Source organism: Streptomyces sp. MB09-02B, from assembly GCF_033794485.1.
Taxonomy (GTDB): Bacteria; Actinomycetota; Actinomycetes; order Streptomycetales; family Streptomycetaceae; genus Streptomyces.
This window is the reverse complement of sequence record NZ_JARGEE010000017.1, coordinates 20,260-46,680: the sequence shown is the minus strand read 5'-3', so window position 1 is coordinate 46,680 and position 26,421 is coordinate 20,260. Positions and strand designations below refer to the sequence as shown.

Here is a 26,421-nt window from a genome sequence, read left to right as displayed (position 1 = left end):
GAGATACGGAACCGCAGCCTCCTTTTGTTCGCCCTCCACCCACCCCCACCTGCGTGTTTTCGGCAGGATCGAACGAGCGTGACAGCCGTCGCGCACCACCGACACCATCAAGTCACACCGGAACGACTCCGTATGCGTGTACTGACGTCTGGAGTGACGCCTGTATGAGAAGCAACAGGGTGGTCGTCGCCGCCACGGCCATGGTGCTGGCCGGGGGGATCGGCGGTGTCCCGGCCGCGAGTGCCGCGCCGACGGCCGCCGACCACTGCGCCGGCTACTGGGACACGAGCTGGCCCCCTCCCGAGATCGACGAGGGCGACGTCGACACGACGAGCCCGTCCGCCGTCATGCTCGGGCAGTGCTACCTGAACCTCTCGATGTCGGGGGACAACCTGACGGTCGACGGCAGGTTCGGACCGAACACACGTCTGGCGACCGTACGTTTCCAGCAGTGCGCCGGAATCGACGACGACGGAGCCGTGGGCCCGGTCACCTGGCCGCTGCTCCGCTCCTGGGCGAACAGCTCGGGCTACCTCTGCCACCTCGACCTGCCCTGATCCCACCTCGGTCACCGCCGCTCCGGAAGGACCTCCATGCACCCGAGAGACACGACTCCGTCCGACTCCACCGCCTCCTCCCTCTCCCCCCGCTCATCCCTCTCCTCCCGCTCGTCTCTCTCCTCCGGCGCGTTATCCAGGCGCACACTGCTCGGGGCCCTCGGCGCCGTCACCGTGACCGGAGCCGTCTCCCACCCGGCCACGGCCGCGGGATCCACCGCGGCCGGCTCCCGCTCCGCAGGCTCTCGCTCCGCCGCCTACGTCCTGGTGTCCCGGCAGGCCTGGGGCGCGGACGAGAGCCTGCGCTTCGGCACGGACGGCAGCGAGACCTGGCCGCCCGACTACCACCCGGTGCAGACCCTGTCCGTGCACCACACCGGCAGCGCGAACGGCGAGGCCAACCCCGCGGCCCGGGTCCGCACGATCTACCGCGACCAGACCGTCGGCCAGCGCTGGGGCGACATCGGTTACCACTACCTGATCGACGCGGCCGGACGGGTCTACGAAGGACGCTGGTCCGGCACCGACGGGGACCCCGCACACAACGCGGCGGGACGGCTGGTCACCGGCGCGCACATCGGCACGTACAACACCGGGAACGTCGGCATCGCCCTGCTGGGGACGTTCACCGCCGCCGCGCCCACCTCCGCCGCGCGCGGCGCGCTCGTCCAGCTGCTGGCGGAACTCGCCACCCGGCACTCCATCAACCCCCTTCAGGAGAAGGTGGTCTACGTCAACCCGGTCAACGGCGCCATCTGGGACGGCCACGCCATCTCCGGCCACCGTGACTGGGCGGCCACCGACTGCCCCGGCGGCGTACTGCACTCCCAACTACCGGCGATCCGCGCGGACGTGGCGGCCCTGATGGCGTGACGCGGGCCGGCGTTCGCCTCAGGCGCGCGGCGGGCACACGGCGGGCAGTTCCACGGTGACGCTGATCCCGCCGACGGAGCGCGGCGTGACGGTGAGGGTCCCGTCATGTGCGTGGGCGACGGTCTTGACGATGGCCAGGCCGAGGCCGGCGCCGGCGCCGGCGTGATCGGTGTGCACGCGTTCGGTGCCGCGGCGGAACGGCTCGGCGAGGGTCGACGCCAGCTCGGCGGTCAGCCGCTCGCCGGTGTTCTCGACGGTGAGCGCCACGGTCGTCGGGCGGTCGCCGCCGTTCACGTCGCCGCCCTTCACTGCGGTACGCACCCACACGGCGCCCCGCTCGGGCAGGTTGTGGACGATCGCGTTGTGCACGAGGTTCATGGTCAGCTGCAGCAGGAGCGCCCGCGATCCCCTCGTGGGCGCGATGTCCCCACCGGTCTCGATGGTTACTCCGTGCTGCTCCGTCAGCGGGAGGAGGGTCTCGGTGGCTTCTTCGGCCATGAGGGAGACGTCGACGGCTTCCCGGGTGAAGGACTGCCGCTCGGTGCGGCTGACCAGGAGCAGTGCCTCGGTGAGGTCGATCGCCCGGGTGGTGACGGTGTGCAGGCGTGCGACGAGTTCGCCGGTGTCGTGGTTCGGATCGGTGCGGGCCACGTCGAGCAGCGCCTTGGAGATGGCCAGGGGAGCGCTCGTACGGGCCCGCGCCCGGGCCCGGCTGTCGCGCGACACGTGAAAGCCGCCGCGCGACACGTGAAAGGGGCTGTATCGGATCGCTCCGATACAGCCCCTCCACCTGCGACTCTCTCGAGTCGGGACGACAGGATTTGAACCTGCGACCCTTTGACCCCCAGGAGTGAGGGCCGCGGGAAGTACCTGCACATATCAGGCAGAACTAGGGTGCAGGACGTGCGTTCCCGCGCGTGCTGTTCAGGGTCGTGGGCACCGTGTGGTCCCCAACTGGTCCCCACGCCAGTGGTGCCAACCGGTCCGCCCACTCCCTGGCCAGCTGTGAGCCGACGAGGCCCCCATTACCCCCGGCGGGGTCCATCCCCATGCTCACTGCTTGCCTCCGTCGGCAAATGTGAGGGAAGCATCGGCGCGGGATGCTCAGGGTCTTCCGGGGAAGCCAGAGACCACAGCCCGCCATCCATCTCCGCGACAGGCTTGCCAGCCCCAGGCGCAACCGGTACCAACCGCGCGCTGACGAACTCTCCTTCCCGGGGGACGGGGAGGCCGAGTTGCCGGGCGATGTGCCGGTGTGCCTCGTAGTCGCCCAGGATGACGATTCCCTCGTCCCGAAGCGCTGAGCGGGATCCGCCGTTTCCGCGGATGCGCTTCATGTAGTCCCGCTGCTGCGCCACGGTGTGGACGGCGTTGCGTCCGATCCGGCGCCCCTGGAGGCGCCGGAAGAGCTCGTTGAGCCGAGTCTGGCCGGCCTGGGGGAGGAAAACCGCCTCGCGGTCGGCGTCGGACATGTGCAGGAGGACGTTCTCCGCGAGCTCGAAGTCGCGCCAGAGCCAGAGGATCTTGTCGCGGCGCTCGGCCTTGAGCGTGGCCTTCAGGTCTCGGTTGATCGCGGCATTGAGCCACTCCTCGTTGACGCGCACCAGGCCAGCGCTCCACCGGCTCTGGTAGTCGTTCGCCCAGACCAGGAGGCAGAGGTGGCCCAGCGTCTCGCGAGGGAACACCCAGCCGCCGAATACGAGGCTGAACCGGCAGTCGACATCAACGCCAGCGATGCGGAAGTCCATCTCCCGACCGTCCTCGAAGCGGAACTCGCGCTGGATCGCCATGTCCACCAGACTCCCGATATGCGTCTTCTCCGTCTTCGTGAGGCTCTTCATGTCGTAACGGCCCGTCACCCCGCCGTTCAACACCTCGTCGAAGGCGTCCCGCAGGACTCGCCCCATGCGTGCGCCGTTCGGGTCCACATTCCGCACTGCGCGGTAGGCCCGGAGGAGTTCCTCGTCGTACGCACCCGGACTCCTCAGCCGGTCCAGCACCTCGCCCGCGTCGGCCGGCCGGTCCTCTGGGTCGATCGCCATAAGGTCCGTGACCAACGCTTCGACGTCGGGAGGGAAGCCCGAGGGCAGTGGGGCCTGCGCGCCCACGACGGGCGAGACGCCGGTGGCCATGGCGTAGAGCAGAGCCCCCAGTGAGTACAGGTCGCTGCGGTGGTCGACGACGGGGGCGTTCGCGTCGAGCACCTTGGACGACAGGCGGGGAGGCAGGAAACCGGAAAGATCGTCGGTGGGCCGTGGATACCTCACCTGATCGATGCGCCGCGCGTATTCGAGGCCGCGACCTGGATCGGTCACAAGGACCCGACCGTCACGGCGCAGCACGAGGGCGGAGGGGCTGAGGTCCAGGTGGAGCAGGCCGTTCCTGTGGAGTTCGGCGAGCACTCCCGCGGTCTGTCGGCCGACTTCTGTGATCATCGCCAGAGGCAGAGGGCCGCGGGCCTGCAGCAGTTGCTCCAGATCCTCGCCGTCGACAGCGTCCGTCACGAGGTACGGACGACCATCGTGGACCCCGTAGCCGCTGACACGCGCCCATCCCTGGATGTCGAGTGCGGCCAGCCGCTCCGCGTCGGCGAGGAAGTGCTGCTCGCCCGACGCCGTGCCAGCCCTCAGCGCGTCGAAGAGCTTGAGAGAGACCTCCCTGCCCAGCAGCTCATCCGTCGCCCGCCAGGTACTCGATGTCGTTCCGTCATGCCGCCGCCGAGTGAGCCGGTAGCGCCCCTCGACGAGCGTGTCCGACTCGTCGGCGGGCACGGCCGGGCCACCGCGAAGCTTCCGTACGGTCTCCTCGGAAACCACAGCCAGCGGTTCTCCTGAGGCGCGGCCTCCCTCCGCGCCGTCCTCGTCCGACACCGCGACAGGCACCTCCCCTGCCCGGGACCCGGCGTAGCGCTGGATGACAGCACCGACTCGCGCTGCCGTCGAGCGAGGCAGGCTGCGCAGCAGCACCTCCCGTACCCCTGGACGGAACACGTAGTGGCCTGCGGCGGCCGGGCTGCCAGGGGCAGTCGTGAGCAAGCCGCTGAGGACCACTTCGGCCAGGTGCTGCGGCTCCGGCCTCGCTTCGGTGGCCGCCTGCACCAGCCGCATCACGGCAAGACTCGGCTCCCCCACCGCCAGATGCGCGGCGAGCCGGAGTGCCGGTGGCGAGGCGTGGGCGCGGAAGTTGAGGACCAGCTCCTGTGGGGAGAGGGCACGAGGGACGGGCCGTCCGAGGGCCACTGAGACCGTCGACGGATCCTTGAGCAGCATGGCTGCCACGCCTGGCACTTGGGTGCCGGGTGGTCCCGCCACGAGTTCGGCCCAGTGCGCGAACCAGCGGGCGGAGAGTTCCAGTACCGGCAGCGGCAGCCCGGCAGGCGCCTCGCCGACCGTGTCGAACGCAGTGAAGCGGAGAGCGGAGTTGGGGGAGGCCGGTGCACGTGCCGTCAGCAGCCCCGCGGAAACAGGGAGGGCCGTACGTCGCCAGAGCCGTTCCGGGAAGGGCTGCACGATCGCCAGCGACGTCGTTCGTGCCCAGCTGCCCAGCACGCGGTACCACTCCGCGGCCCCCTCGTTCCCGGCGTACCAGTGGGGGGGGCGCTGCAGTCGCTGAGGACGAGGGTCACGGCTCGGCCGTCGCGCGGGGGGAGGGTGGCCGGTCGGCCGCCGGGCGACTGGCGCAGCCGGCCGTCTTGAGTCAGTTTCAGGAGCTGGATCCCTCGGAAGGCGCCTGACTGGCCGATGGCGCGGTGCAGCTCCCGCAGCAGCGGGCGCCACATGGGCATCGTGGGCCCCGCGTCGTACAGGAGGTGGAGGGTGAGCCAGCGCTCCGGGCGCGCCCGGAGGACGGGCAGCCAGCTGCCGCGCAACGCTCCCTGACGGGCGATCCGGTAGGCGGTACTCCGCTCGTCCAGTTCGCTCTCCACGTGCGAAGGCACCCGGCGTCGCATCGGGCGCAGGGCCCGCTGGAGCAGCAGCGGGTGGGCCAGCATGGGGGGCAGTGGGGCGAGCAGGGACGCGCGCAGGCCGGCGTCCGACAGCTGCGCGTCGGACTCGTACAGCAGCGGAAGGCCGGGGGAGCCGGGCGCCTGCGGCGGTTCTGGGTCGCCGCCGGGAACTGTCGGCTCCGGTGGGTCGGCGGGCGCGGATGCCGGTGGTCGGCGCTCCGGCTGACCGGGGCCTGCCTGGGTGGCTTGAGCAGGTGTGCCGCTGTGCCCCGCCAACCAGATCAACTCGGCGAGCTCGGTCGCGGTGGCGCTCCGCCCGCCCGGTCAAGGACGTGCCAACTCCTGCCCCGGATCCGGGGCATGGTGCTGCTGTCGGCCACCGCCCACGGCGCGAGCGTTATGCCCGGCCGTGGACCGGGTGCGACGCCTGCTGCCCGACACCCACCGCTACACCCTCACCCCCCGCCCCAGCGCCGGACCGGCGAGACCGCCGCCGTGCCGCCACGGCGTACGCCACACCCCCACCGCCGATCTCGCAGCGCTCTGGCAGTCCCTGCGCCGCTATCGGGCCCGCCACCTGCCCGTGCTGGAGCACCTCGGCGAGCGGCTGCTGCTGATGGCCGGCGCGGACGACCAGCACATCCCCGCTACCCACACCGCGCAGCTGGCCGACCGCCTGGCCGGCACCCGCCTGGAAATCCTCCCGCGCACCACGCACGCCCAAGTCGCCGAGCCCGATTCACTGTTCGGGCCGGGCCGCACCCGCTGGGTGTCCATGGCCGAAGCCCTCGGCTGGGGCGCCACCGACCGCCCCGTCCCCACCGTGTGCGCCGGCGGCGGACCAGGAGGCGGCCCAGAACCCTTCCCCTCGGGCTCACGCAAGACCCTCTCCGACGCCCGAGATCGCGGCACCTGGGCACCCCGCGTCGGCGCGGAGATCGTCCTGGCCTCCCGGCACGAAGGGACGGGCTGGGCCACGCGCCCCGGAGAAAACCGTTCGGCCACCGCCCCGGCTCCCACATTCACCGCCGAGGCACACCGCTGGTCCTGGTCCCTGCGCAGCAACAACCAGGCCAACGCCACCGTCAGATCAATCGAGAGGCCGGCCGGGACGCTGTTCTTCGGACACCGCGCGAACGAGTGCACCTGGATCGCCGAGCCCATCGGCACGCGGCCAGAGGACGAGGCCCAGGCCGCGCCGGAGCCGATCCGGATCACCGCCCGCGAAGCCGGCATCCTCCAGACCTTCCCCGCCGACTACCCCTGGCAGAGCAACAAAGGCCAGCAGTTCTCCCAGATCGGCAACGCCGTGCCCCCGCTGCATCCGCTGGATGACCCCGTCCGGGGACGCTGGCATCCAGTTCGACGCTTTCGCCGCCCAGCAGCCGAACAGCACGCTCGTCACCTGGACCCTCTGGGCCGGCCTCAGCATCGACCGCCCAACCGGGAACGTCACGGCATCCCCCTATACCCCCAGCTCGCTGCTGGCCGACCTCGCCGAGACCCTCGCCCACGGCACCGGACCCCGGACGCACACCCCCGTGAAGGTGAGGCACACCACGTACCTCATCACCACTCCCACAGCACCGCCCCCGAGTGCAGCCACGGCACAGGCCAGCCGATCCCGCTGGCGTAAGTTGTGCTCGGCGTGTCCATCACTGCGCGTGCCACGGCCAGGTGGCTGGTTGTCTCGCGGCACGGACGTTTCGCAGACCGGGCTGCCGCAGCGCGAGATCCAGGCCGGACGCTCCTCCACAGATCCCGACGGAGCCACCGGAGAAGTCATCGAGGCACTGCGAGAGAAGCTGGACTATCCGGAAGTTGCCCGCAGAATGCGCGTGATCGACAACGAGCACTCCGTGGCCGTCGTCGTCATCCGCTCCCAGCTCACCCATGGGGAAAAGCAGGCCGCCCGGGACGCCATCGGGCAACTCCGCGACGGAGCGCCGACCCCGGAGACCTACCGCGCCCTCCAGGACCACATGGCATCGATCCCTCAAAAAGAACTGGAGGCAGCGATCAGTGCCGGTCACGCGGTCGAAATCGCCGGTGGCCTGTACGAGTGGACAGGCCCCTACCACCCACAACGAGGAATCGAGCCATCCCAGTAGAGCGCTCCGCAATCCCCAGTGGATCGCAGGCCACAGAACGGCAACGCACTCTGCCGGGCCGATGCGGCCCGGCAGAGTGCGCCTCTTTCAGGAGGTCAGCGTACTGACGCTCCACTGCTGGTTCTGCCCGGTGCCGCAGCTGTACTGGATGAGCTGGGCACCGTTGGCGGCCGAAGCGCTGGCCACGTCGGCGCACTTACCCGAATGCCGGGCCACGAGCTGGGCGTGTCCGCTGCCGGCATCGCGCAGCTGCCACTGCTGGTTCTGCCCGTTGCCGCAGTCGGACTGGATGAGCTCGGCGCCGTTGGCGGTGGAAGCGCCGGTCACACTGGCGCACTTGCCCGAATGCCGGGCCACGAGCTGGACGTATCCGCTGCCGGCATCGCGCAGCTGCCACTGCTGGTTCTGCCCGGTGTCGCAGCTGTACTGGATGAGCTGGGCGCCGTTGGCGGCCGAAGCGCTGGTCACGTCGGCGCACTTGTCCGAATGCCGCGCCACGAGCCTGCGGTGGCTGTCGTTGCCGAAGACGGCACCGCGCCGGACCCGCACGTCGTCGACGTGCACCGACCCGCGCTCGCCGCCGTTCGCGTACCAGGCGACCTTCGCGATCCCCGGCATCGAGGTGCGGAACGCGGCGTCGCTCAGCGCGCGCCGGCCGTCGATGTCCAGGTCGAAGCGCTGGTTCACCGTGTCGACGGTGAGCGTGACCCGATACCACTGGCCGGAGGCGTACGTCCCGATGACTCGGGCCGTGCTTCCCTCGTACGCGCGGATCTCGCCGCGCGCGAACGCGACGCTGACGGCTGGTGCGCCGCTGGAGTCGTACACGTAGGGCAGCCCGAACCAGCCCGCCTGCGTGTCGTTGCGCATCACCTGCGCCTCGACCGTCACCACGCCCTGCAGCGGGGTGCCGAAGACCCGGGCGAGGTTGGTCCCGTCGGTGCCGCCGCCCTCGATCGTGCGGCTCAGCCGGACGCTCTTGTCGGTGGCGGAAGGCGTCTCCGCCACGGCGACCTGGTTGTTGGTCGAGACGACCTGCCATCCGTTCGTACCGTCGGCGAGCGCGCCGGTCGCCTGACCGTCGAACGAGTCCGTGAACGCGATGTCCGTCGCCCCGCGCTCGAAGGCGCCGATGTCCGGACCGCTTCCGGTCGGTACCGGCGTCCCGTTGAGGTCGAGGCCGCCGTTGTTGGTGATGGCGGCACCGGCGTCGGCGAACACCGATCCGGCCTGGAGCGCGAAGTTCGCCGCCGTGCCGAGTTTCGGGCCGTTCTCGTCGCCGTAGGGCCCCGCGACGGCGGCGTTCACGAACTGCGGAGCGCCGACCACGGCGTTCACGTCGGACGCGGGCCGAGTGGTCAGGTTGGACGAGTACCCGTTGTTCTTGTAGACGATGCTCGACTGTTGCCTGAACTCGGGTGCGGAATTTCCGGAGATGAACAGGTTGTTGGTGAACGTCGCCTTGCCGGAGACACCGCCGGTCACCATGGTCGACGAATCGGTGTTGGCGAAGACGTTGTTGTAGATCTGCGCCACCGTGCCGCTCTGCTGCGACATGTGGATGTTCCACCGCGTGCTGCCGGTGATGACGTTGTAGCGGAGCACCACGCTGCCGAACTTGTACGTGGAGTTGCACGCGCAGAGCAGGATGCCGTCGCCGTTGTCGTGGAGGTAGTTGTACTGGAACACCTGGTTGGTGGTGCCGATGTCGGGGTCCATGCCGTTCTGGTCGGCACCACCCGACGAGAGGCGGGTGCCCATGATCTCGTTGTACTGGACGGTGACGCTGTCGGCCATGTAGGTCTCGACGCCGGAGACGCCGACCCGGTCGATCACGTTGCCTTCGACGAGTCCACCCCGGACGTTGGTGAGGTAGACGCCGTTGCAACCGAAGGGGGTGTTCTCCTGCGTGATGTAGTTGCCGCGGATCGTGACGTTGGTGTGCGGGGTGAAGTTGGAGTCGCTGGCCGTGGCGCGCCTGCCCCAGCCCGTCGCGACGGCACCGGGTGCGTCACCGACGTACTGCTTCACGACTATGCCGCCGAACGAGGTGTTCTTGATGGTGGAGTTCTCCACCGTGATGCCGTCGAGCACCGTGGGGGCGCCGGGCGCGGTGATGTCCTGGACGCCGGTGAGGAAGGCGATGCCGCCGGTGTTCTTCGAGCGGTCCCAGCCCTGTACGAAGGTGATGCCCGGCTTGTTGCCGGTACTGCTGCCGCCGATCCACTTGACCTCGCCGGTGACGTCGTGCACGTCGACCGAATCGATCACGAAGTGGCGCAGGGTCTGGCCGTTGTCACCGTGCACGCCGATGCCGCGGAAGTCGCCGAGCTTCGAACCGTCTGTCGTCCCCGTGGGTACCGTGTTCGACACGTCGAGGTTGCGGATCTCCCAGTACTGCTGGTTGTTCAGCCGCACCGCGTCGGCGACGGTGCCCTGGCCGGCGATCTTGGGCTTGGCGCCCGCCCCGTAGCTGTCGATGCTGATCGGGGCTCCGTCGACACCTGACCCCTTCGGCCACAGCTGCCCGGTCCAGCTGTCACCGGCCTCGAAGCGGATGGTGTCGCCGGGCTGGAACGTCGTCGAGTTCACCTTGCTCAGTGAGCGCCAGGGAGCGCTGGTGCTGGTCCCGGAGTTGCTGTCGCTCCCGGTCTCGCTCACGTAGTACGTGCTGCCCGCGGCGTAAGCCCGCTGCGCGGGGATGAGCACGATCGAGGCGAGCACGACGGCCAGCGCGCACAGTGCGGCGGCGGTCGCCCTCGGCACAAGTCTTCGGTAGGTGGTCATGGTCCTCTTCTTGTCGTGTGCGGTCGTGCGGTACCGGCTCCTGGAGTGACTCCTCCAGCCGAGACATCACGTAACGGCTCGGAGCGCGGGTGGTGCGGGTCCGGGGGACGGGTGCACCGACGGGTGGCGCCGTCGCGGGTGTGGACCGGGCCCGACCCGCCCTCTCAGAGGCCGGGCTCGGGCGGCGGCTTCGGCAGCGGACGGCCGTCCGTGAGCCCGGGGGTGAAGAGCCCGGGGGTGAACGCCTCCGTGTCATCGCAGCCCGGCGGCCGGATCATGTGCGGGTCGATGCGTCCCGGGGCAGGCGGCGCCACGACCGGAAAGGGGGCGAGGGAGGACGGACCCGCGCACCGGGCCGGCGGGAGGTCGAAGGCGGTTGTGTCGTCACGTTCGGACGGCACGTCGTCGGCGCTGCCGAACCGCCGCCAAGGTGTGCTGAGGATCCTCATGCTCCCCTCAAGGCGGGCACTGGGAAAACGTATTCCGCGCAGTGTGTCCAGAGATGATCGAGCCGTCAAGGTTTCCATCCGGATGAACCTCTCGGCGACGTGAGGGTGATGGCCGCCGCCGACCTACCGGAAGACGAACGGCCCGCCGGCGGGCCCCCTCCACGCTGACCGCACCGCGCACCGCGCACCGCGTCCTCGCCGGCAGGCACGCGCACGGAGCAGCGCGTCGGGCTGCCCTCCCGTACGCCGTCCTGATGCGGGAACACGGCGTCGCGCTCGGGCGGCGCCCGGCCCGGCTCCGGACGACGTGCCCCGATGCTCGCCTCGCGGTACAGGCCGGCCTCGCCGCACGGTGGCACGGCCCGGCCCCGCCGCACGAACCGGCCGGTATCCACAGCGGGGGCAGGTCAGGGGGCGTGGACCGCCGTGCTGTCGCGCACCACGAGCTGCCCGCGCATCATCAGGCGTGAGGCTTCCGCACGAGCCGCGAGCGCGAGGCGGACCGCCTCCGCGCCTGCCTCCGCCAGCGGCAACGACACGGTCGTCAGCCGCGGCGTCACATCGATCGCGAGCTCGATGTCGTCGAAACCGGTCACCGAGACGTCCGCCGGCACCGACACCCCCGCGGCCCGGAAGGCGGACATCGCGCCGATGGCGATGGTGTCGTTGGCGGCCAGGACCGCATGCGGTGGCTCGAGCCCTCGGGCGACCAGCCGCCGCGCCGCGTCGAATCCCCCTTGGCGGCTCACCGCACCGTGCGAGATGTCGATGTGCCGTTCCTCGAGGCCGGCGTCGCGCAGCCCGGCCACGAAACCCGCCGTACGGGCGGAGACGTTCCCGCGCCCGCGGACGCCGGCAAGGATGGTCACGTGCCGGTGCCCCGACTCGGCGATGTGGGTGGCCAGTTCCTTCGCGGAGCCATGGTTGTCGAAGCCGATGGCGTCGAACGGCATGTCGGTGTCACCGACGATCACCACCCGGCCCCCGTCGCGTTCGTAGCCGAGCAGTTCGTCGAGCAGGCGCCCGCCCAGGGCGTTCGCGTCCAGGCGGCTGGAGGTCAGGATGAGCGCCCGCGGCCGGAGCGCACGCTGCAGCCGGACGGTTTCGAGCTGGCGCTCGGCGGTGCCGTGGGTCGACGAGACGGTCACGAACGCCCCGGCGTCGCGCGCCTGCCGTTCCATCGCCGCGACGACCATCCCCATCGACGGGGTCGTGAGGTCGTCGGCGACCACCGCGATCGAGTCGCTCGCGCGCCGCATCGCCCGGGCCGCGGCGTCCGCGGTGTAGCGCAGCGCGGCCGCGGCGGTGAGGACCCGCTGCTCGTACTCGGGCGCGACCGTCCGGGAACTGCCGCCCAGGACTCGTGACGCGGTCGTGACCGACACTCCGGCGGCCGCCGCCACGTCGCGCAGGGTGACAGTCGGTCTGGCTGGATGGGGCATGCGCCATTCCCTCCCGCACCATGAGAACGCCGCCGGCGAGCCACAGCGGCCCGCACGGGCCGCCGCCGATCCGCAGCAGCCCTCACCAGCCGCAGCCGACGCCACCCGAGGATATCCATGGTCGGCCGCCGACGGAATTCGGACCGTACAGGTGACGCGGTGGCGTGCGGCTCGGCTCCACGGTGGACACGAACACGCCCCGGCTCCGGCGGGACGCTTCGTCGCGGAGTGCCGTGCCGGCGTCGCCGCGGCCCTGGCAGCGGCGCCTGTCGCACCGCCGGAACGCCGTCGCGTCGGCACTGGGGCGTGCTCAGGCACGCGGGCCGAGGCCACACGCCGTGTCACGTCCAGACAGGCACGGCCTTCGGGCCCGACGCCGTGTCGTGGCCCATGGGCGCCGGGCCTCAGGGGGAAACGCACTACGCCACGGGTGAGCGGTCTGCCACGCATCAGGCCCTCGTCACCCCACCGCCTTCAAGACGCTGTGCGTCCCAGTGCACAATGTGCGGCATGGAAGATGGGCCGGCAGCGTCTCCGCCACGGCGCGGGGCGGCCGTAGCCGGGGAGCGCCAGGCAACCTTGCGTGATGTGGCCCGGGCCGCGGGCGTCTCGCAGGCGACGGCGTCGCGCGTGCTCAACGGCAGCATCCGCAACGTCCGGCAGGGGAACGCCGCCCGTGTGCTCGCCGCGGCCGCGGAACTGGGCTACGCGCCGCACCTGTCCGCCCAGGCGATCGCGCGGGGATCGACGAACACCGTCGCTCTGGTCGTCAGCGGTGTCGACGACCCGTACTTCTCCTCCATCGCGGCAGGTGTGACGCAGGCGGCGGAGGCGGCCGGACTCATCGTGACCATGGCGGTCGCGGGCCGCTCCCCCGAGCGGGAACTCCAGATCGTCAGGACGCTGCGCGGCATGCGGCCCCGCGCCATCATCCTGACCGGCAGCCGCATCGACGGCAGCGACACCCGCGACGCTCTCGTCGAGGAGTTCTACGCCTACCGGGATGCCGGCGGCAGCGTGGTCCTGATAAGCCAGCACGATCTGCCGTTCCGCACCGTCAGCATCGACAACTACGGCGGGGCGCGGCAGCTTGCCCGCGCGTTGGCAGGCCTCGGCTACCGACGGTTCGCGGTGGTGTGCGCGGGCGGGGGACTCAGGACGTCCCGTGACCGGTGCGATGGATTCATGGACGGCCTGCGCGAGTTCGACATCGACATCGACGAACACCGCGTGGTGGAAGCCGAGTTCAGCCGCCGAGGCGGGTGTGCGGCCGCCCGTGAGCTGGTCCGTCGGGGCCTGGACGGCACGGAACTCGTCTTCGCCGTCAGCGACGTCATGGCGATCGGTGCGATGACGGCATTCCGCGACGCCGGACTGGTCCCCGGCCAGGACGTCGCCGTCGCCGGCTTCGACGACATCGGCCCAGCGGTGGACGTCGTCCCGGAGCTGACCACCGTGACCGTACCTCTGCGGCAGCTCGGGCTCCGCGCGATGGAGCTCGCGCTGTCCGACGACGACGCCTCGCGGATCGTGCAGGTCTCCACGAGCGTTGTCCTACGGGGCAGCACACGGCGTCTGCCACGGCCGCGGGCCGACGGCCGGGGCTGAGATCCTGCGGCAGCCGCCCGCGGCCCGTGGACGCCTTCACGGCGACGCCGTACGCCCCGGACCCGCACCCATGACCGACACCGAACGCCAGATCGCCACGCGGTCACCTCACTCGGGCCTCCAGACGCTGGCGAACCCGATCAGCCCACCCACGACGAACCGCCCGTCCCTCACACGGAGAGCGTTCCCGTCTACGCCGCCGATCCTGGCGACCATGACGCTGTCCTCGACGAGTTCGTCGCCGAGAAGAGCGACTGGGAGAAGTGGCGGACCTTCTCCGACGGCACCACCCACGTCATCCACGAGTCATTGGCGGCGTAGCCCCGAGAGCGGAAACGCGTATCTGTAGCGACGTTGTGGATACGCGCATCCAGGCCGAGCGATGCGCCCCGGAGACGTCGGATCCGGGGCCGCATGCTTGCTGCGGTCCCTCATATGACACTGCCCGCGCCTCGCGCTGTTGATCTACGCAGGGAATCGCTGGACAGAGTGCTGGACCGTGTAGAGCGGTCGCTGCAGGTGCGTCTCGACCGAGAGACGGTAGTGCGCAAGCGCCGGACCGTCGGGTCTCGGACGGACCGCGACACATGGGTGCGCATCGAGCGACGGGGTTCGACCGGATCGGCGCCCAGGGATGGCGCCTTCGTTGCCGAACTCGGCGAGATGGCCGTGCGCTACCTCTTGGTCGACGGCCCGTCCTGAGCCGACCGTCGCTGTCGGTGACCAGCGTGCCAACCAGTATGGAGCACATGGTGCCGGGGCAGGTTGCGCTTGGTTGCCGTCACGTGGTTGCGGTGTGTAGTCACGACGTGATCGGGAGCTTTCGGTTCAACGTGATCCAACAAGGAACCCTGCCCTTGCCCGAATAACTCATCCGCCCAGGTGGGAGGGGCTGTACCGGGTGTCGCGGTCTTCTGCCTGACCACCTACGCCGGCCACATCACCGAGGCGACCAGGAGCAGGCATCGTGACGGTGTCTGTTGAAGAGCCCAGCCCATCCTCAACTCGGCGGAACAGAGATGTGGGTCGCCCGGCCTCCACAGCCTCGGCGACCCGGGCCGCCGTCTCGCGCAGCCAGATGTGCGCCGCGTCGTGCGTGTGCACCGGGTTGCCACCACAGGGCTTCCTGGAGCGGTACGGCGTCCTAGGGCGGTTCCATGACGCGAACGGGGACGAGTCCGTCCCGCCGCTCGGCCAGACGTCCCTGGATGAGGGCCACCCCGCGAGTGCCTGCGACCCGGAGGAGGCATCAGCTGGAAGCTGTCGACGGAGACCTCGACGTGCGGCTCGATGCCTGGCATACCGATCTGGCGGGCGGCGGGTGCGTCGTAGGTGCGCTGTTACGTGACCCACAGCAGTCGGGCCAGATCGTCGAGGGTGGGGTGTTCGCCGACCTCGGGGTTGCCGTCGGCGACGACGTAGACCCAGCTGTCCCGGTAGAGCTCGACCGTGGGGAAGCCGCTGATGATGCCCTGTGGCATCAACAGGCCGTCGGCGGTGCTCAGCAGTCCCCCGGTGTTGTCGATGATTTCCGTCGGTGCCTGTTTGAACCGGAGTCGGATGCCTGGTGCCTCGGCGTGGGTGGCGCGGGCGAGTTCGGCGCCGAAGACGGCCACCGCGTGGTCGGAGGAGATCAGAGTGAACTCATGTTCCTCGCGAGTGGGGGTCGAAATCGGCCTGGCTGGTGAAGACGCGCTCCAGCAGGCCGCAGGCGGTGGCGGTGCGGTCGAGGAGGACCAGGCCGAGGGCGGTCAGTTCGTAGCGTCCGCAGGCCCCGGGAGAGCAGGTCGTCGCCGAAGTGGCGGCGCAGCCGTACCAGGGCGGCGCTCATGGCGGGCCGACTGTGCCCGATGCGCGGCCGGCATTGGTGACGTTGCGCCCTCCAAGAGAGCGCGCAGGGCGACGACGAGGTTGAGGTCGAGGCTTGCCAGATTCACGAAGCGTCCCAGTGCCGGGGCGGAAGCGTGTGGGTATTTCTCACTTGGATTCAGATATCCAGGGAATCGATTTCCCAGATCATAAGTTACGGGCCAAATTAGTGGCACCGCATTCGGGAGGACATCTCCGTGGAATCCGCTGCCGTGTCGGCGCCCTTCAACCCCATCTCCGGACCGTTCGTCATCGGCGCCCTTTCGGCACCGGGCGAGGCCCGGTGGCCGGGCCTCGTGGCGCCGGACTGGCTGCGCATCGAGAACGCCCCCGGCTTCACCCCGCTCGGCCCGTGGATCGTCCCGGCCGACTCCATCCCCGACCCCTCCGACCTACAGGCCACCCCTGAAACTCAACGGCGAGACCATGCAGGACGAGTCGGCCAAGGACATGGTCTCGACGTCGCACAGTTGGTCGCGTACATCTCCCAGAACGCCAACTGCTTCCCGGCGACCTGATCCTCACCGGCAGCCCGGCCGGCAACGGCATCCACTCGGGCCGACTGCTGCGCGACGGCGACGTGATGGACGGCTCGGTCACCGGGCTCAGCGGAAGCCGGCAGGCCTGGAACCAGACCGGCGGTGCGACCGCCGCGACTTCGCTTTCCGTCACCGTACGCATGGAAGGACAGTGAGATGACCCGGATCGTGGTCGACTTCGACCGCTGCGAGGGCCACGGGTTGTGCGAACAGACCGCGCCCGAGGTGTTCCGGCTCGACGACGAGGGCGAGTTGCACCTGACGCGTGAGGAGGTGGACGCGGAGCACGAGACTTACGTCGCGGCCGCCGTTCGGGTATGTCCCGTCGCGGCGTTGAAGGTGCAGCCGTGAAACGGATCGTCGTGGTCGGTGGGTCCATCGCCGCGGTCACGGCCGCGCAGAGCCTGCGTACCGAGGGCTACTGGTCCGTCGGGGCCCGGGAAAGAACCGGTTGGTGACGCGCTGATAGCGCATGTAGTCGGGGCGTCGTTGCCGGCTGAAATACTCGGCGGGAACGGCGCCGGTGTAGTGCACGAGCATGTGGTACGTGGTCCAGGAGATCCAGGCCAGGGCGAGGGCCGTGAGCAGGCCGAAGACGATGTGATGGTGTGGCCAGCGGTCGATCAGCGCGGGCAGCGACAACAGGATGAGACTGTTCCACTGCATCCACTGACCGAAGTAGTTGGGGTGACGGCTGTAGCGCCACAGCCCGATGTCGCAGGTGCGGCGCACACCGTCTCGTCGGGTACGGTCGGCGAAACGGGCCTTCTGCAGGTCCGCCACCGATTCGAGGACCCAGAACACCGCCCACAGCGCGATCGCCGCGACACTCACGACATCGAGGCCGGCCGTGCGCACGGTGGCGAGCGCGGCCGGGACCGCGAGCACAGCGATGTTGGCGCCGCACTGGACCATGATCTCGACCTGGAGCGACACCTTCTCGTTGCGGAACCCGTCCCGCTCCCAACGGCGCCGCTGGTACTGGTACCGCGGCAACTCACCAGGCAACCGCTTGAACACCATGAAACGCAGCGCCCAGGCGCCCATACGCATGCCCATCAGCAGGTAGATCGCCGCAGTGGCGACAGCCACAGGCGAGTCCAGACCGCCGAACGCCAGGACCTGCACCCCGATCAGGGCCAGGCCCCACGGCCAGGCCACATCCACGTAGGACATGAACCCGGTGCGATGGGCCGGCAAGCACGCACCCACGACGAAGACGGCGAGTTGCACAAGCAGGTTGCAGACCATGAACCCCGTGAGGTCGCCCTGAAGTGCAAGGGCCGCGAACATCACGACATAGATCGCGAACGGCATTGTCCGCCTCACTGTGGCCACGGTGACTCCCTCCAAGAGTGAGACACTGATACACACGTGTCTCGCCAGATAGGAGTGAGACACTAGGACGGTGATGTCTCAAATGCAAGAGGTTCCACCTCCGCTGCCCCCGGACGAGCCGGTGCTGCGCGCTGCGGTCGCGATGTTCCTGCGGGACGGCTGGATCGACGCACGGGCGCTGGCTGCCGATGTTGGCATCGGCCGCGCCACCCTGTATCGGCGTTACGGCGACCGCGACCGCCTGATCGGCGAGGCGATCTGGGCGATCGCCACAACCGAGTTCGCCCACATCTACCCCCGGAGCCGCGGGCAAGGCGCCGACAAGGTCGCCGACCTCGTGCACGCCATGCTGACCACCAGCGCACAACTGCCGGCCATGCGTCGGTTCGTCGCCGAACACCCCGACACCGCACTACGGGTGATGACCTCGCGTGACGGCGTCATCCAGGACCGCATAGTCGAGACCGTCAGCCGGCTCATCCAGTCCGAGATCGGCGAACCCGACGACATCGACGCCCCGACCCTCGCCTACGCCGTCGTCCGGGTCGCCGAGTCCTTCTATTACCGCGAGCTCCTCACCGGGCAGCCCACCGACATCAGCGCCGCCACCACCATCATCCGCAGACTCCTACGCTGACCGGCCGACCTGACGCTCGACCACGCGTGCGCTGTCGAGCCAGGCCGGATACGGACGGACCGGAAGTACCCGCCATCTGCGGGCTCGGTGGCAGATCGCCGCGGCCTGCCCGGCGACGACCGCACTCGCCGATCTCATAGGCGGCTTCGCCGCCCTGCTGAAACCGGGCAAGGACTACGACGTGAAACTTACCGAGTGAAACAAATGCATGGACTCGCCGGATTCGACCTCCTCCGCCACCGCACCCTCCTGCCCTGACGGCTACCCGATGTCACCGCCGTTTCTTCGCCGCCAACGACCAGACGGCCCTCGGGGTACTGCGTGCCCTCCGCGAGGCGGGCCGCGACGTGCCGGACGACGTCAGCCTGCTCGGCTACGACAACATCCCCGAGGCCGAATACGTATGGCCTCCGTCGACCACGGTGCGGCAGGACTTCGGCGAGGCCGGGCGTCGCGCGCTGGAACTCCTTGTCGCCCAGATCGAGGGCGAGCCGAGAACAGGAACCTTGGTCGCGCGGGAGCCCGAACTGGTTGCACGGGGCAGCAGCGGCCCTCCTCCCTGACTGCGGAGTCGGAACAAGCGGATCTTCCGGGACTACCTGCACGCCCATCCCGGGGCGCGAGCCGATACACGCGGCTCAAGCAGCGATCGTCACCGCCGGTACGGAACCGGCCGGCGAACCTTTTCCAGCCAGAGCAGCAGCAACTACTCAAACCGGCTCCACGCGGCGGCCGCCATTCGGCGTCGGCCGTGGCTCGGCGGTGTCTTTTGCCGATGCAGGCCGACCGGACTCCATCATCTCGGCGACCCGGGCCATCGTCTCCCGCAGCCACATGTGCGCCGCGTCGTGCATGTGGACCGGATGCCACCACAAGGCCTGCTGGATCGGCACGGCGTCATAGGGCGGTTCCATGATGCGGACGTGTGCGAGTCCGTCCAGCTCGTCGGCGAGACGCCGCTGAAGGAGAGCTACCCGGCGGGTGCCCGCGACCAGGAGTGGCATCAGCTGGAAACTGTCGACGGAGACAGCCACGCGCGGCTCGATGCCGAGCGTGGCGATCTGGCGGGCGGCGGGGGCGTCGTAGGCTCGTTGGTACGTCACCCATGGCAGTCGGGCCAGGTCGTCGAGGGTGAGCTGCTCGCCGACCTCGGGGTTGTCGTCGGCGACGAGGAAGACCCAGCTGTCCTGGTAGAGCTCGACCGTGGGGAAGCCGCGAATGATGCCGTGGGGCAGCAGTAGCCCGTCCACGGTGCTGAGCAGCGACCCGGTACTGTCGATGATTTCATTCGGTACCTGCTTGAACCTGAGCCGGATGCCTGGTGCCTCGGTTTGGATGGTGCGGGCGAGTTCGGCGCCGAGAACGGCAACCGCGTAGTCGGAGGCGATCAGCGTGAACTCATGGTCCTCGCGGGAGGGATCGAATTCGGCCTGACTGGCGAAGACGCGCTCCAGCAGGTCGCAAGCGGTGGTGGTTCGGTTGAGGAGGGCCTGCCCGAGGGCGGTCAGCTCGTACCCTCCGCCCACCCGGGCGAGCAGGTCGTCGTCGAAGTGGCGGCGCAGCCGGGCCAGGGCCGCGCTCATCGCGGGTTGACTGAGCCCGATGCACTGGCCGGCTCTGGTGACGTTGCGCTCCTGCAGGAGGGCGCGCAGGGCAACGACGAGGTTGAGGTCCAGGCTGGCCAAGTTCACGAAGCATCCCAATTCCGGAGCCGGCACCATCGGTATTCACCGGCTGGATTCTCATATACAGGAAATCGATTTCCCTGATTGCAATCTACTGGGCCAGATTAGTGGCACCGCAATCGGGAGGAAATCTCCGTGACATCCGCAGCCACGTCGGCACCCTTCACCCCCTTCTCCGGACCGTTCGCCATCGGCACCCTTTCGGCACCGGGCGAGACCAGGTTCCCGAGCCTCGTGACGCCGGACGGCCGAGCGCTCGACCTGCGCACGGCACTGGACGAACCCGCGCTGACCACGCTAGCGCTCCTGGAGCGCTGGGACGAGGAGCTGCCGCGGCTGCACACCCTCGCCGGGGACCCGACGCGCGACTGGCGACCGCTGGCGGACCTGACGGTGCACGCGCCCGTCGAGCCCCGCCAGATCTTCCAGTCCGGCGCCAACTACCGCCAGCACGTGATCGACCTGGCGGTCGCACACCGCGCCCCCGACGCCCCGGGCACCATCGAGGAGGCCCGCGCCCAGGTCGCGGCGGTCATGGACAAGCGGGCCGCCGAGGACCTCCCGTACGTCTTCATCGGCCTGCCGACCACGATCAGCGGCCCCTACGACGACGTGGTACTTCCCACCTGGGCCGAGAAGCCCGACTGGGAGCTGGAACTGGCCGCGGTGATCTCCCGCCCCGCCTACCGGGTCACCGTGGACGAGGCGCTGGAGTACGTCGCGGGCTACACCATCGCCAACGACCTCACCGACCGCGCGACCGTCTTCCGCCGGGACATGCCCCCGATCGGCACCGACTGGCTGCGCAGCAAGAACGCCCCCGGCTTCACCCCGCTCGGCCCGTGGATCGTCCCGGCCGGCTCCATCGCCGACACCTCCGACCTGCAGGTCACCCTGAAACTCAACGGTGAGGCCATGCAGGACGAGTCCACCAAGGACATGGTCTTCGGTGTCGCACGGTTGATCTCCTACATCTCCCAGACCGCCCAACTACTTCCCGGCGACCTGGTTCTGACCGGCAGCCCGGCCGGCAACGGCATCCACTGGGGCCGGCTGCTGCGCGACGGCGACGTGATGGACGGCTCGGTCACCGGACTCGGCGCCCAGCGCACCCGCTGTGTCGCGGAGAAAGAGCAATGAGCCCCGCCCATATCGACCGTACGGATCCCGAGGCGGCGATCGCCGAGGCCGCGAAGGCGTACTCGAACTGGGGCCGCTGGGGTAAGGACGACGTGCTCGGCACGCTCAACTTCCTCGACGAGGCCAAGCGCCGCGAGGGCGCGGCCCTGATCCGCGACGGAGTCAGCTTCTCCTTGTCACAGGCCTTCGACATGGACGGCCCGCAGAAGGGCTGGCGGCGGCGTACGAACCCGGTGCACACGATGCTCGCCACCGGCACCGACGCCGCTCTGGGCGGCCAGGGCTTTCCGCACGGTTTCGGTGGCGCCGACGACGTGATCGCCATGCCCCTGCAGTGCTCCACCCAGTGGGACGGGCTCGGGCACATCTTCGATCACGGCAAGGCGTGGAACGGCCGCCCGGCGGAGAAGGTCGTCACCTCCGAAGGCGACCTGGTCACCGGCATCGAGCACATGGCTCCGCACGTGGCCGGGCGGGGCGTCCTCCTCGACGTGGGTCTGGTCGTCGGTCAGGACGGCGAACTTCCCGACGGCTTCGCCATCGCCGAGGAGCACCTGACCGCAACCGCCGAGGCGCACGGCGTGACCGTCGGTCGTGGCGACCTGGTCCTCGTGCGCACCGGGCGGCTGGCCCGCGCCCGTCACGAAGGCTGGGGCGACTACGCGGGCGGGCCGGCACCCGGGTTGAGCTTCAGTACGGCCGGCTGGCTGCACCGGAGCGAGATCGCCGGGATCGCCACCGACACCTGGGGTTTCGAGGTGCGGCCCAACGAGTTCGAACACGCCTTCCAGCCGCTGCACCAGGTCGCCATCCCTCACATCGGTCTGCTCATCGGGGAGATGTGGGACCTCGACGCCCTCGCCGCACATTGCGCCGCCGACGGCCGGTACGAGTTCTGGCTCACCGCCGCGCCACTGCCCATCACCGGGTCGGTCGGCTCACCGGTCAATCCCATCGCCGTCAAGTAACGCCCTGGACGGCCGGGCGGGCCGCGCCAGGACGGCTACGCACCCTCGCCAGCCCGGCCCGCAACACCCCCTCTGCCGCTCGAAGTCGCGCGGCACCTTCTCAGGGAGAACCCATGAATGGCCCTCGTCCCCGCACCGTCCTCGTCATAGGCGGCGGCGCGTCCGGCAACGCCGTGACCGTGCTGCTGCGGCGGGCGGGCATCGCCGTGGAACTGATCGAGGCCAAGCCCGACTGGAACGTGCTCGGCTCCGGCATCACCCTCCAGGGCAACGCGCTGCGCGTGCTGCGCGAAGTGGGCGTATGGGACAAGGTCCGGGAGAGCGGCTACGCCGTCGACGCCGTCGGCCTGGCCGCGCCCGACGGGACCGTGTTCCATGTCCAGCAGGACATCCGCACCGGTGGGGACGACCTGCCCCCGATCTTCGGCATGCAGCGGCCCCGGCTCCAGGAGATTCTGTGTGAGGCCGTCCTCGAGAGCGGCGCGGCGATACGCCTGGGCACCACCGCCGAGGAACTGGTCCAGGACGCGTCCGGCGTCACCGCCCGGTTCAGCGACGGCACCGAGGGCCGCTACGACCTCGTCATCGCCGCCGACGGCGTCAGCTCCCACACGCGCGCGATGATCGGCATCAGCGACAAACCCGAACCGACCGGCATGGCCATCTGGCGCGTCCCCGTGCCCCGCCCCGAGCGCGTGGAGCGTATGGACCTGTCCTACGGCGGACCGTGCTACATCGCCGGCTACTGCCCCACCAGCAAGAACACCATCTACGCCTACCTCGTCGAGGCCAACCGCGACCGCGCCTCCATCGACCCGGCCTCGTACGCGGACGAGATGCGGCGGCTGGCCGCGCCCTACGGGGGTGCGTGGCCGGAGATCGCCGCGAGCATCACCGACCCCGCCAAGGTCAACTACACCTGGTTCGACCGGCTGCTCGTCGAGGGCTCCTGGCACCGCGGGCGGGTCGTCCTGATCGGTGACGCGGCCCATGTCTGTCCTCCCACGCTCGCCCAGGGCGCGGCCATGTCGCTGGAGGACGCCTCCGTACTGGCCGAGATGCTGACCGCGGAGCAGGACTGGGATTCCCTGGACGCTCTCCTGACCGGCTTCTACGAACGCCGGATCGACCGTGTCCGCATGGTGGTCGAGGCATCCGTGCAACTCGGTCAGTGGCAGCTGGACGGCGTCCGTGACGCCGACGCACCCGGTCTGATGGGCCGCACGATGTCCGTCCTGAAGGAGACCCCGTGAACCCCGTGAGTCCCCAGAACGGCGCACCCACGATCGACGTCCACGCGCACGTCCTGCTCCCTCAGGTCGAGGACGCCGTCGCCGGACACTCCGGGCTGGCCGCGGCCCGCGATCTCGACGCCCGCCGCAACGGCCCCGAGGCCATCGCCGTCAGCGGCCCGATGTTCCGGGACCGCTTCCCGAGGCTGACCGACGTCAAGGCCCGGCTCGCCGCGATGGACGCCTCCGGGGTCGACGTCCAGTTGGTCTCGCCCTCTCCGTCGCACTACCACTACTGGGCCGACGAGGACCTGGCCCGTACGGTGTGGGAACTGGCCAACGAGGGCACCGCCGCGCACGTCGCCCAGGACCCGGAACGGCTGCACGGCCTCGGCCTCGTCCCGCTCCAGCACCCGGGCCTCGCCGTCGAGGCCCTCGAACATGCCCTCGGCCTGGGCCTACGCGGTGTCGAGATATCGAGCCACGCGCCGGGACGCGAACTGTCGGACCCCGCGTACGAACCGTTCTGGACACGGGCCGAGGAAACCGGCGCGATCCTCTTCCTGCACCCCTTCGGCTGCACGCTCGACGAGCGCCTCAACCGCTGGTACCTGTCCAACACCGTCGGCCAGCCGACCGAGAACGCCGTCGCCCTGTCCCATCTGATCTTCTCCGGGGTCCTGGACAGGCACCCGGGGTTGCGCATCGTCGCCGCCCACGGCGGCGGCTATCTGCCCACCCACATCGGCCGCTCCGACCACGCCTGGCTCGCCCGCACCGACACCCGCGGCTGCGCGCACCCGCCCAGCAGCTACCTCAAGCAGCTGTACTTCGACTCCCTCGTCCACGACCCGGATGTCCTGCGCGAGCTGATCCGGGTGGCCGGCCCCGACCGGGTACTGCTCGGCTCCGACTTCCCCTTCGACATGGGCACCGACGACCCGCTCGGCGCGCTGCGCGATGTCACGGACCTGCCCGCCCCCCACTTCCACGCCGTACGCGGCGGCAACGCGGCAGCGCTGCTCCGCCTTGTCTGAAGCGTCCGCACCGTCTGAACCGTCCGAACCGCACAGAGGAGAACCCCCACCATGAGCACACGTCTGCTCACCCACCTGCGGCACGTCGACCTGGCCGTGCCGGACTACGACAAGCAGCTCGACTTCTACGCCGGCGTCTGGGGCCTGACCAAGGTCGCCGAGGACTCCGGCATCTCCTTCCTGGCCGCCGAGGGCTCCCCCGAGCAGTACATCGTCCGGCTGCGCAAGGCCGAGGAGAAGCGCCTCGACCTCATCTCCTACGGCGCGGCGAACCCCGCCGACGTGGACGCACTCGCCGAGCAACTCCTCGCGGGTGGAGTGCAGTTGATCTCCCAGCCGGGCAAGATCGACACCCCCGGCGGCGGCTACGGCTTCCGCTTCTTCGACATCGACGGCCGCACCATCGAGGTCTCGGCCGACGTCGAGGCACGCCGGCACCGTCGTATCGAGGAGAAGGAGTCCATCCCGGTCCGTCTCTCGCACGTCGTCCTGAACTCCCCCAATATCAACGCCACCCGCGCCTGGTACGAGCAGCACCTCGACTTCCGGCTGTCCGACACGATGGCCTTGCCGCACATGGGCGACGTCATGCACTTCATGCGGATCAGCAACCAGCACCACTCCATGGCCATCGCCAGCGGTCCGCACACCTCCCTGCAGCACCTCTCCTTCGAGATGCGCGGCATCGACGAGTACATGCGCGGCTCCGGCCGCGTGATGCGCTCCGGCGCCCGCAAGATCTGGGGCCCGGGGCGGCACATGGCGGGCGACAACACCTTCACGTACTTCCTCGACCCGCACGGCAACACCGTGGAGTACACCACCGAGCTCGAAAAGCTGGACGAGGACACCTGGCACCCGCACATCTACGACCTGACGAAGCCCGAGAACGGCGACCAGTGGGGCACGTCCAACCCGATGAACGAGATGGTCGCCAAGGAAATGCTCAACGACGTCGACCGCGGCGTCTTCGTCGCTCCGCCGGTCTGACCGCTTGACCCCGGGGGCTCGGCGCACTCCCCCGCCTGCCATGCCGCCGGGCCCCCGACCTGTGTCAACCCTCCCAGCTCCCTAGGAATGCCATGCGTTTCGCCACGTACGAACAGCACGGCCGCAGCCGTCTCGCCACCGTCGAGGACGACGGCACCCTCTACCCTTGCCCCGGCACGGGGACGCTTCTCGACCTGATCCAGGCCGGTCCCGAGGCACTGCGCGAGGCGGGCAACGCAAGCCTGGACGTGCCGCGCGGCCCGCACGTCTCCCAGGTGCGACTGCTGCCGCCGCTCCAACCGCCGTCCGTACGCGACTTCATCACGTTCGAGGAGCACGTCGAGGGCGTACGGCGAAACATCGACGGAATCTCGGGCGCCCCGGACGCCTGGTACGACGCGCCCACCTTCTACTTCACCAACCCCTACGCGGTCATCGGCGCTCACGAGGACGTCCCCGTGCCGCCCGGCAGCCAGGCAATGGACTTCGAACTCGAAGTCGCCGCGGTCATCGGCCGCGAAGGCCGGGACCTCACCCCCGAGCAGGCCCGCGACCACATCATCGGCTACACCATCTACAACGACTGGTCCGCACGCGACCTCCAGTCCCGCGAGATGCAGGTCAGCCTCGGCCCCTGCAAGGGCAAGGACACCGCCACCACCCTCGGCCCCTACCTCGTCACCGCGGACGAGCTGGAGCCCTACCGCGACAGCGACGGCTTCCTGCGCCTGTCGCTGACCGCCGAGATCAACGGCGAGGTCGTCGGCAAGGACCTGCTGTCCAACATGAGCTGGACCTTCGAGGACATGACCGCCTACGCCTCCCGCGGCACCTGGGTCCGCCCCGGCGACGTACTCGGCTCCGGCACCTGCGGCAACGGCGGCTGCCTCGCGGAGCTCTGGGGCGTGCGCGGCCGCCAGGACCCGCCGCCGCTCAAGCCCGGCGACACCGTCACCCTCACCGTCGAGGGCATCGGCACCGTCTCCAACACCGTGGTACCCGGTGCCGAACCGGTGGCCGTCCCTCGCGCCCGTACACGCCCACGCACGCGCCCGTGAACCGCGCGGCGGAGAGCAGGCCGGCCGACAAGGTCGTCATCACCGGGGCCGTGCACGGGCAGGGCACGGTCGAGGCGCCGGCCCGGGCGGGAGCCGACCGCCACCGATGTGACACAGGCACCCGGCCCACTACGTCACCCCGAGAATGATCGGCG

General features: G+C 69.8%; 21 protein-coding genes and 6 pseudogenes. 17 read left to right on the top strand and 10 right to left on the bottom strand.

Features of this window, described 5'->3' with window-relative positions:
• Positions 1 to 164: 164 nt before the first annotated feature.
• Together P1P70_RS04835 and P1P70_RS04830 are read left to right on the top strand one after the other, a co-directional pair.
• Positions 165 to 557 (top strand): peptidoglycan-binding domain-containing protein, encoded by a 393-nt coding sequence (locus P1P70_RS04835; RefSeq protein ID WP_319234861.1) that lies wholly within the window; start codon positions 165 to 167, stop codon positions 555 to 557.
• Positions 558 to 593: 36 nt separating this feature from the next.
• Positions 594 to 1,430 (top strand): peptidoglycan recognition family protein, encoded by an 837-nt coding sequence (locus P1P70_RS04830; protein ID WP_319234860.1) that lies wholly within the window; start codon positions 594 to 596, stop codon positions 1,428 to 1,430.
• Positions 1,431 to 1,448: 18 nt separating this feature from the next.
• Here P1P70_RS04830 and P1P70_RS04825 read toward each other — a convergent pair.
• The 3 genes and pseudogenes from P1P70_RS04825 to P1P70_RS04815 form a co-directional block, all read right to left on the bottom strand.
• Positions 1,449 to 2,159: pseudogene (locus tag P1P70_RS04825) on the bottom strand (sensor histidine kinase); the annotation flags it as partial.
• A gap of 296 nt (positions 2,160 to 2,455) precedes the next feature.
• Positions 2,456 to 4,939, bottom strand: a complete 2,484-nt coding sequence (locus tag P1P70_RS04820) for a NaeI family type II restriction endonuclease (RefSeq protein ID WP_319234869.1) — start codon at positions 4,937 to 4,939, stop codon at positions 2,456 to 2,458.
• Complete coding sequence (locus P1P70_RS04815) at positions 4,876 to 5,661, bottom strand: hypothetical protein (RefSeq protein WP_319234871.1); 786 nt, start codon at positions 5,659 to 5,661, stop codon at positions 4,876 to 4,878. Before P1P70_RS04815 ends, P1P70_RS04820 begins: the two co-directional genes overlap by 64 nt.
• A gap of 133 nt (positions 5,662 to 5,794) precedes the next feature.
• Between P1P70_RS04815 and P1P70_RS04810 the strand changes: the two are divergent.
• From P1P70_RS04810 to P1P70_RS04800, 3 genes and pseudogenes are all read left to right on the top strand, one after another.
• A pseudogene (locus P1P70_RS04810) lies at positions 5,795 to 6,697 on the top strand (DNA cytosine methyltransferase); the annotation flags it as partial.
• 10 nt (positions 6,698 to 6,707) lie between these two features.
• A pseudogene (locus tag P1P70_RS04805) lies at positions 6,708 to 6,839 on the top strand (hypothetical protein); the annotation flags it as partial.
• 222 nt (positions 6,840 to 7,061) lie between these two features.
• A complete protein-coding gene (locus tag P1P70_RS04800) occupies positions 7,062 to 7,487 on the top strand; it encodes a hypothetical protein (protein WP_319234870.1) in 426 nt (141 codons plus the stop codon).
• A gap of 87 nt (positions 7,488 to 7,574) precedes the next feature.
• Here the strand turns inward: P1P70_RS04800 and P1P70_RS04795 are convergent, their stop codons facing one another.
• The 3 genes from P1P70_RS04795 to P1P70_RS04785 all read right to left on the bottom strand — a co-directional run bounded on the left by P1P70_RS04795 (position 7,575) and on the right by P1P70_RS04785 (position 12,165).
• Entirely contained in the window at positions 7,575 to 10,274 is a 2,700-nt protein-coding gene (locus tag P1P70_RS04795) for an RICIN domain-containing protein (protein ID WP_319234858.1), read from the bottom strand.
• Between the two features lie 164 nt (positions 10,275 to 10,438).
• Positions 10,439 to 10,723 (bottom strand): hypothetical protein, encoded by a 285-nt coding sequence (locus tag P1P70_RS04790; RefSeq protein ID WP_319234856.1) that lies wholly within the window; start codon positions 10,721 to 10,723, stop codon positions 10,439 to 10,441.
• Between the two features lie 407 nt (positions 10,724 to 11,130).
• Positions 11,131 to 12,165 (bottom strand): LacI family DNA-binding transcriptional regulator, encoded by a 1,035-nt coding sequence (locus P1P70_RS04785; protein WP_319234854.1) that lies wholly within the window; start codon positions 12,163 to 12,165, stop codon positions 11,131 to 11,133.
• Positions 12,166 to 12,753: 588 nt separating this feature from the next.
• Between P1P70_RS04785 and P1P70_RS04780 the strand changes: the two genes are divergently transcribed.
• A complete protein-coding gene (locus P1P70_RS04780; RefSeq protein ID WP_319234867.1) occupies positions 12,754 to 13,773 on the top strand; it encodes a LacI family DNA-binding transcriptional regulator in 1,020 nt (339 codons plus the stop codon).
• A gap of 108 nt (positions 13,774 to 13,881) precedes the next feature.
• Here P1P70_RS04780 and P1P70_RS04775 read toward each other — a convergent pair whose 3' ends face one another.
• Entirely contained in the window at positions 13,882 to 14,076 is a 195-nt protein-coding gene (locus tag P1P70_RS04775; RefSeq protein WP_319234852.1) for a hypothetical protein, read from the bottom strand.
• A 132-nt stretch (positions 14,077 to 14,208) separates the two neighbouring features.
• Here P1P70_RS04775 and P1P70_RS04770 point away from each other — a divergent pair.
• A pseudogene (locus P1P70_RS04770) lies at positions 14,209 to 14,453 on the top strand (hypothetical protein); the annotation flags it as partial.
• Positions 14,454 to 14,805: 352 nt separating this feature from the next.
• On the opposite strand, the pseudogene P1P70_RS04765 reads toward P1P70_RS04770, so the two are convergent.
• A pseudogene (locus tag P1P70_RS04765) lies at positions 14,806 to 15,710 on the bottom strand (LysR family transcriptional regulator); the annotation flags it as partial.
• A 129-nt stretch (positions 15,711 to 15,839) separates the two neighbouring features.
• On the opposite strand from P1P70_RS04765, the pseudogene P1P70_RS04760 reads away from it, so the two are divergent.
• Positions 15,840 to 16,336 (top strand): annotated as a pseudogene (locus tag P1P70_RS04760) (fumarylacetoacetate hydrolase family protein).
• A 1-nt stretch (position 16,337) separates the two neighbouring features.
• The gene (locus tag P1P70_RS04755) at positions 16,338 to 16,532 is read left to right on the top strand and encodes a ferredoxin (protein WP_319234850.1); all 195 of its coding nucleotides are present in this window, start codon (positions 16,338 to 16,340) and stop codon (positions 16,530 to 16,532) included.
• 36 nt (positions 16,533 to 16,568) lie between these two features.
• Here the strand turns inward: P1P70_RS04755 and P1P70_RS04750 are convergent, their stop codons facing one another.
• Entirely contained in the window at positions 16,569 to 17,519 is a 951-nt protein-coding gene (locus P1P70_RS04750; RefSeq protein WP_319234848.1) for a DUF1295 domain-containing protein, read from the bottom strand.
• A gap of 82 nt (positions 17,520 to 17,601) precedes the next feature.
• On the opposite strand from P1P70_RS04750, the gene P1P70_RS04745 reads away from it, so the two are divergent.
• Together P1P70_RS04745 and P1P70_RS04740 are read left to right on the top strand one after the other, a co-directional pair.
• A complete protein-coding gene (locus tag P1P70_RS04745; RefSeq protein WP_319234847.1) occupies positions 17,602 to 18,156 on the top strand; it encodes a QsdR family transcriptional regulator in 555 nt (184 codons plus the stop codon).
• Between the two features lie 221 nt (positions 18,157 to 18,377).
• A complete protein-coding gene (locus tag P1P70_RS04740) occupies positions 18,378 to 18,719 on the top strand; it encodes a substrate-binding domain-containing protein (protein ID WP_319234865.1) in 342 nt (113 codons plus the stop codon).
• Between the two features lie 147 nt (positions 18,720 to 18,866).
• Here P1P70_RS04740 and P1P70_RS04735 read toward each other — a convergent pair whose 3' ends face one another.
• Positions 18,867 to 19,847: a LysR family transcriptional regulator gene (locus tag P1P70_RS04735; protein WP_319234863.1), complete on the bottom strand. Its 981-nt coding sequence runs from the start codon at positions 19,845 to 19,847 to the stop codon at positions 18,867 to 18,869.
• Between the two features lie 129 nt (positions 19,848 to 19,976).
• On the opposite strand from P1P70_RS04735, the gene P1P70_RS04730 reads away from it, so the two are divergent.
• From P1P70_RS04730 to P1P70_RS04705, 6 genes are all read left to right on the top strand, one after another.
• The gene (locus P1P70_RS04730) at positions 19,977 to 20,981 is read left to right on the top strand and encodes a fumarylacetoacetate hydrolase family protein (protein ID WP_319234845.1); all 1,005 of its coding nucleotides are present in this window, start codon (positions 19,977 to 19,979) and stop codon (positions 20,979 to 20,981) included.
• Positions 20,978 to 21,949, top strand: a complete 972-nt coding sequence (locus P1P70_RS04725; RefSeq protein ID WP_319234843.1) for a cyclase family protein — start codon at positions 20,978 to 20,980, stop codon at positions 21,947 to 21,949. Before P1P70_RS04730 ends, P1P70_RS04725 begins: the two co-directional genes overlap by 4 nt.
• Positions 21,950 to 22,062: 113 nt before the next feature.
• Positions 22,063 to 23,202, top strand: coding sequence for an FAD-dependent oxidoreductase (locus P1P70_RS04720; protein ID WP_319234841.1), 1,140 nt, complete (start codon positions 22,063 to 22,065; stop codon positions 23,200 to 23,202).
• Positions 23,199 to 24,218 (top strand): amidohydrolase family protein, encoded by a 1,020-nt coding sequence (locus P1P70_RS04715; protein ID WP_319234839.1) that lies wholly within the window; start codon positions 23,199 to 23,201, stop codon positions 24,216 to 24,218. The genes P1P70_RS04720 and P1P70_RS04715 overlap by 4 nt, the downstream gene beginning before the upstream one ends.
• Positions 24,219 to 24,269: 51 nt before the next feature.
• The gene (locus P1P70_RS04710; protein ID WP_319234837.1) at positions 24,270 to 25,208 is read left to right on the top strand and encodes a VOC family protein; all 939 of its coding nucleotides are present in this window, start codon (positions 24,270 to 24,272) and stop codon (positions 25,206 to 25,208) included.
• 92 nt (positions 25,209 to 25,300) lie between these two features.
• Positions 25,301 to 26,266 (top strand): fumarylacetoacetate hydrolase family protein, encoded by a 966-nt coding sequence (locus P1P70_RS04705; protein ID WP_319234835.1) that lies wholly within the window; start codon positions 25,301 to 25,303, stop codon positions 26,264 to 26,266.
• Positions 26,267 to 26,421: the final 155 nt, after the last annotated feature.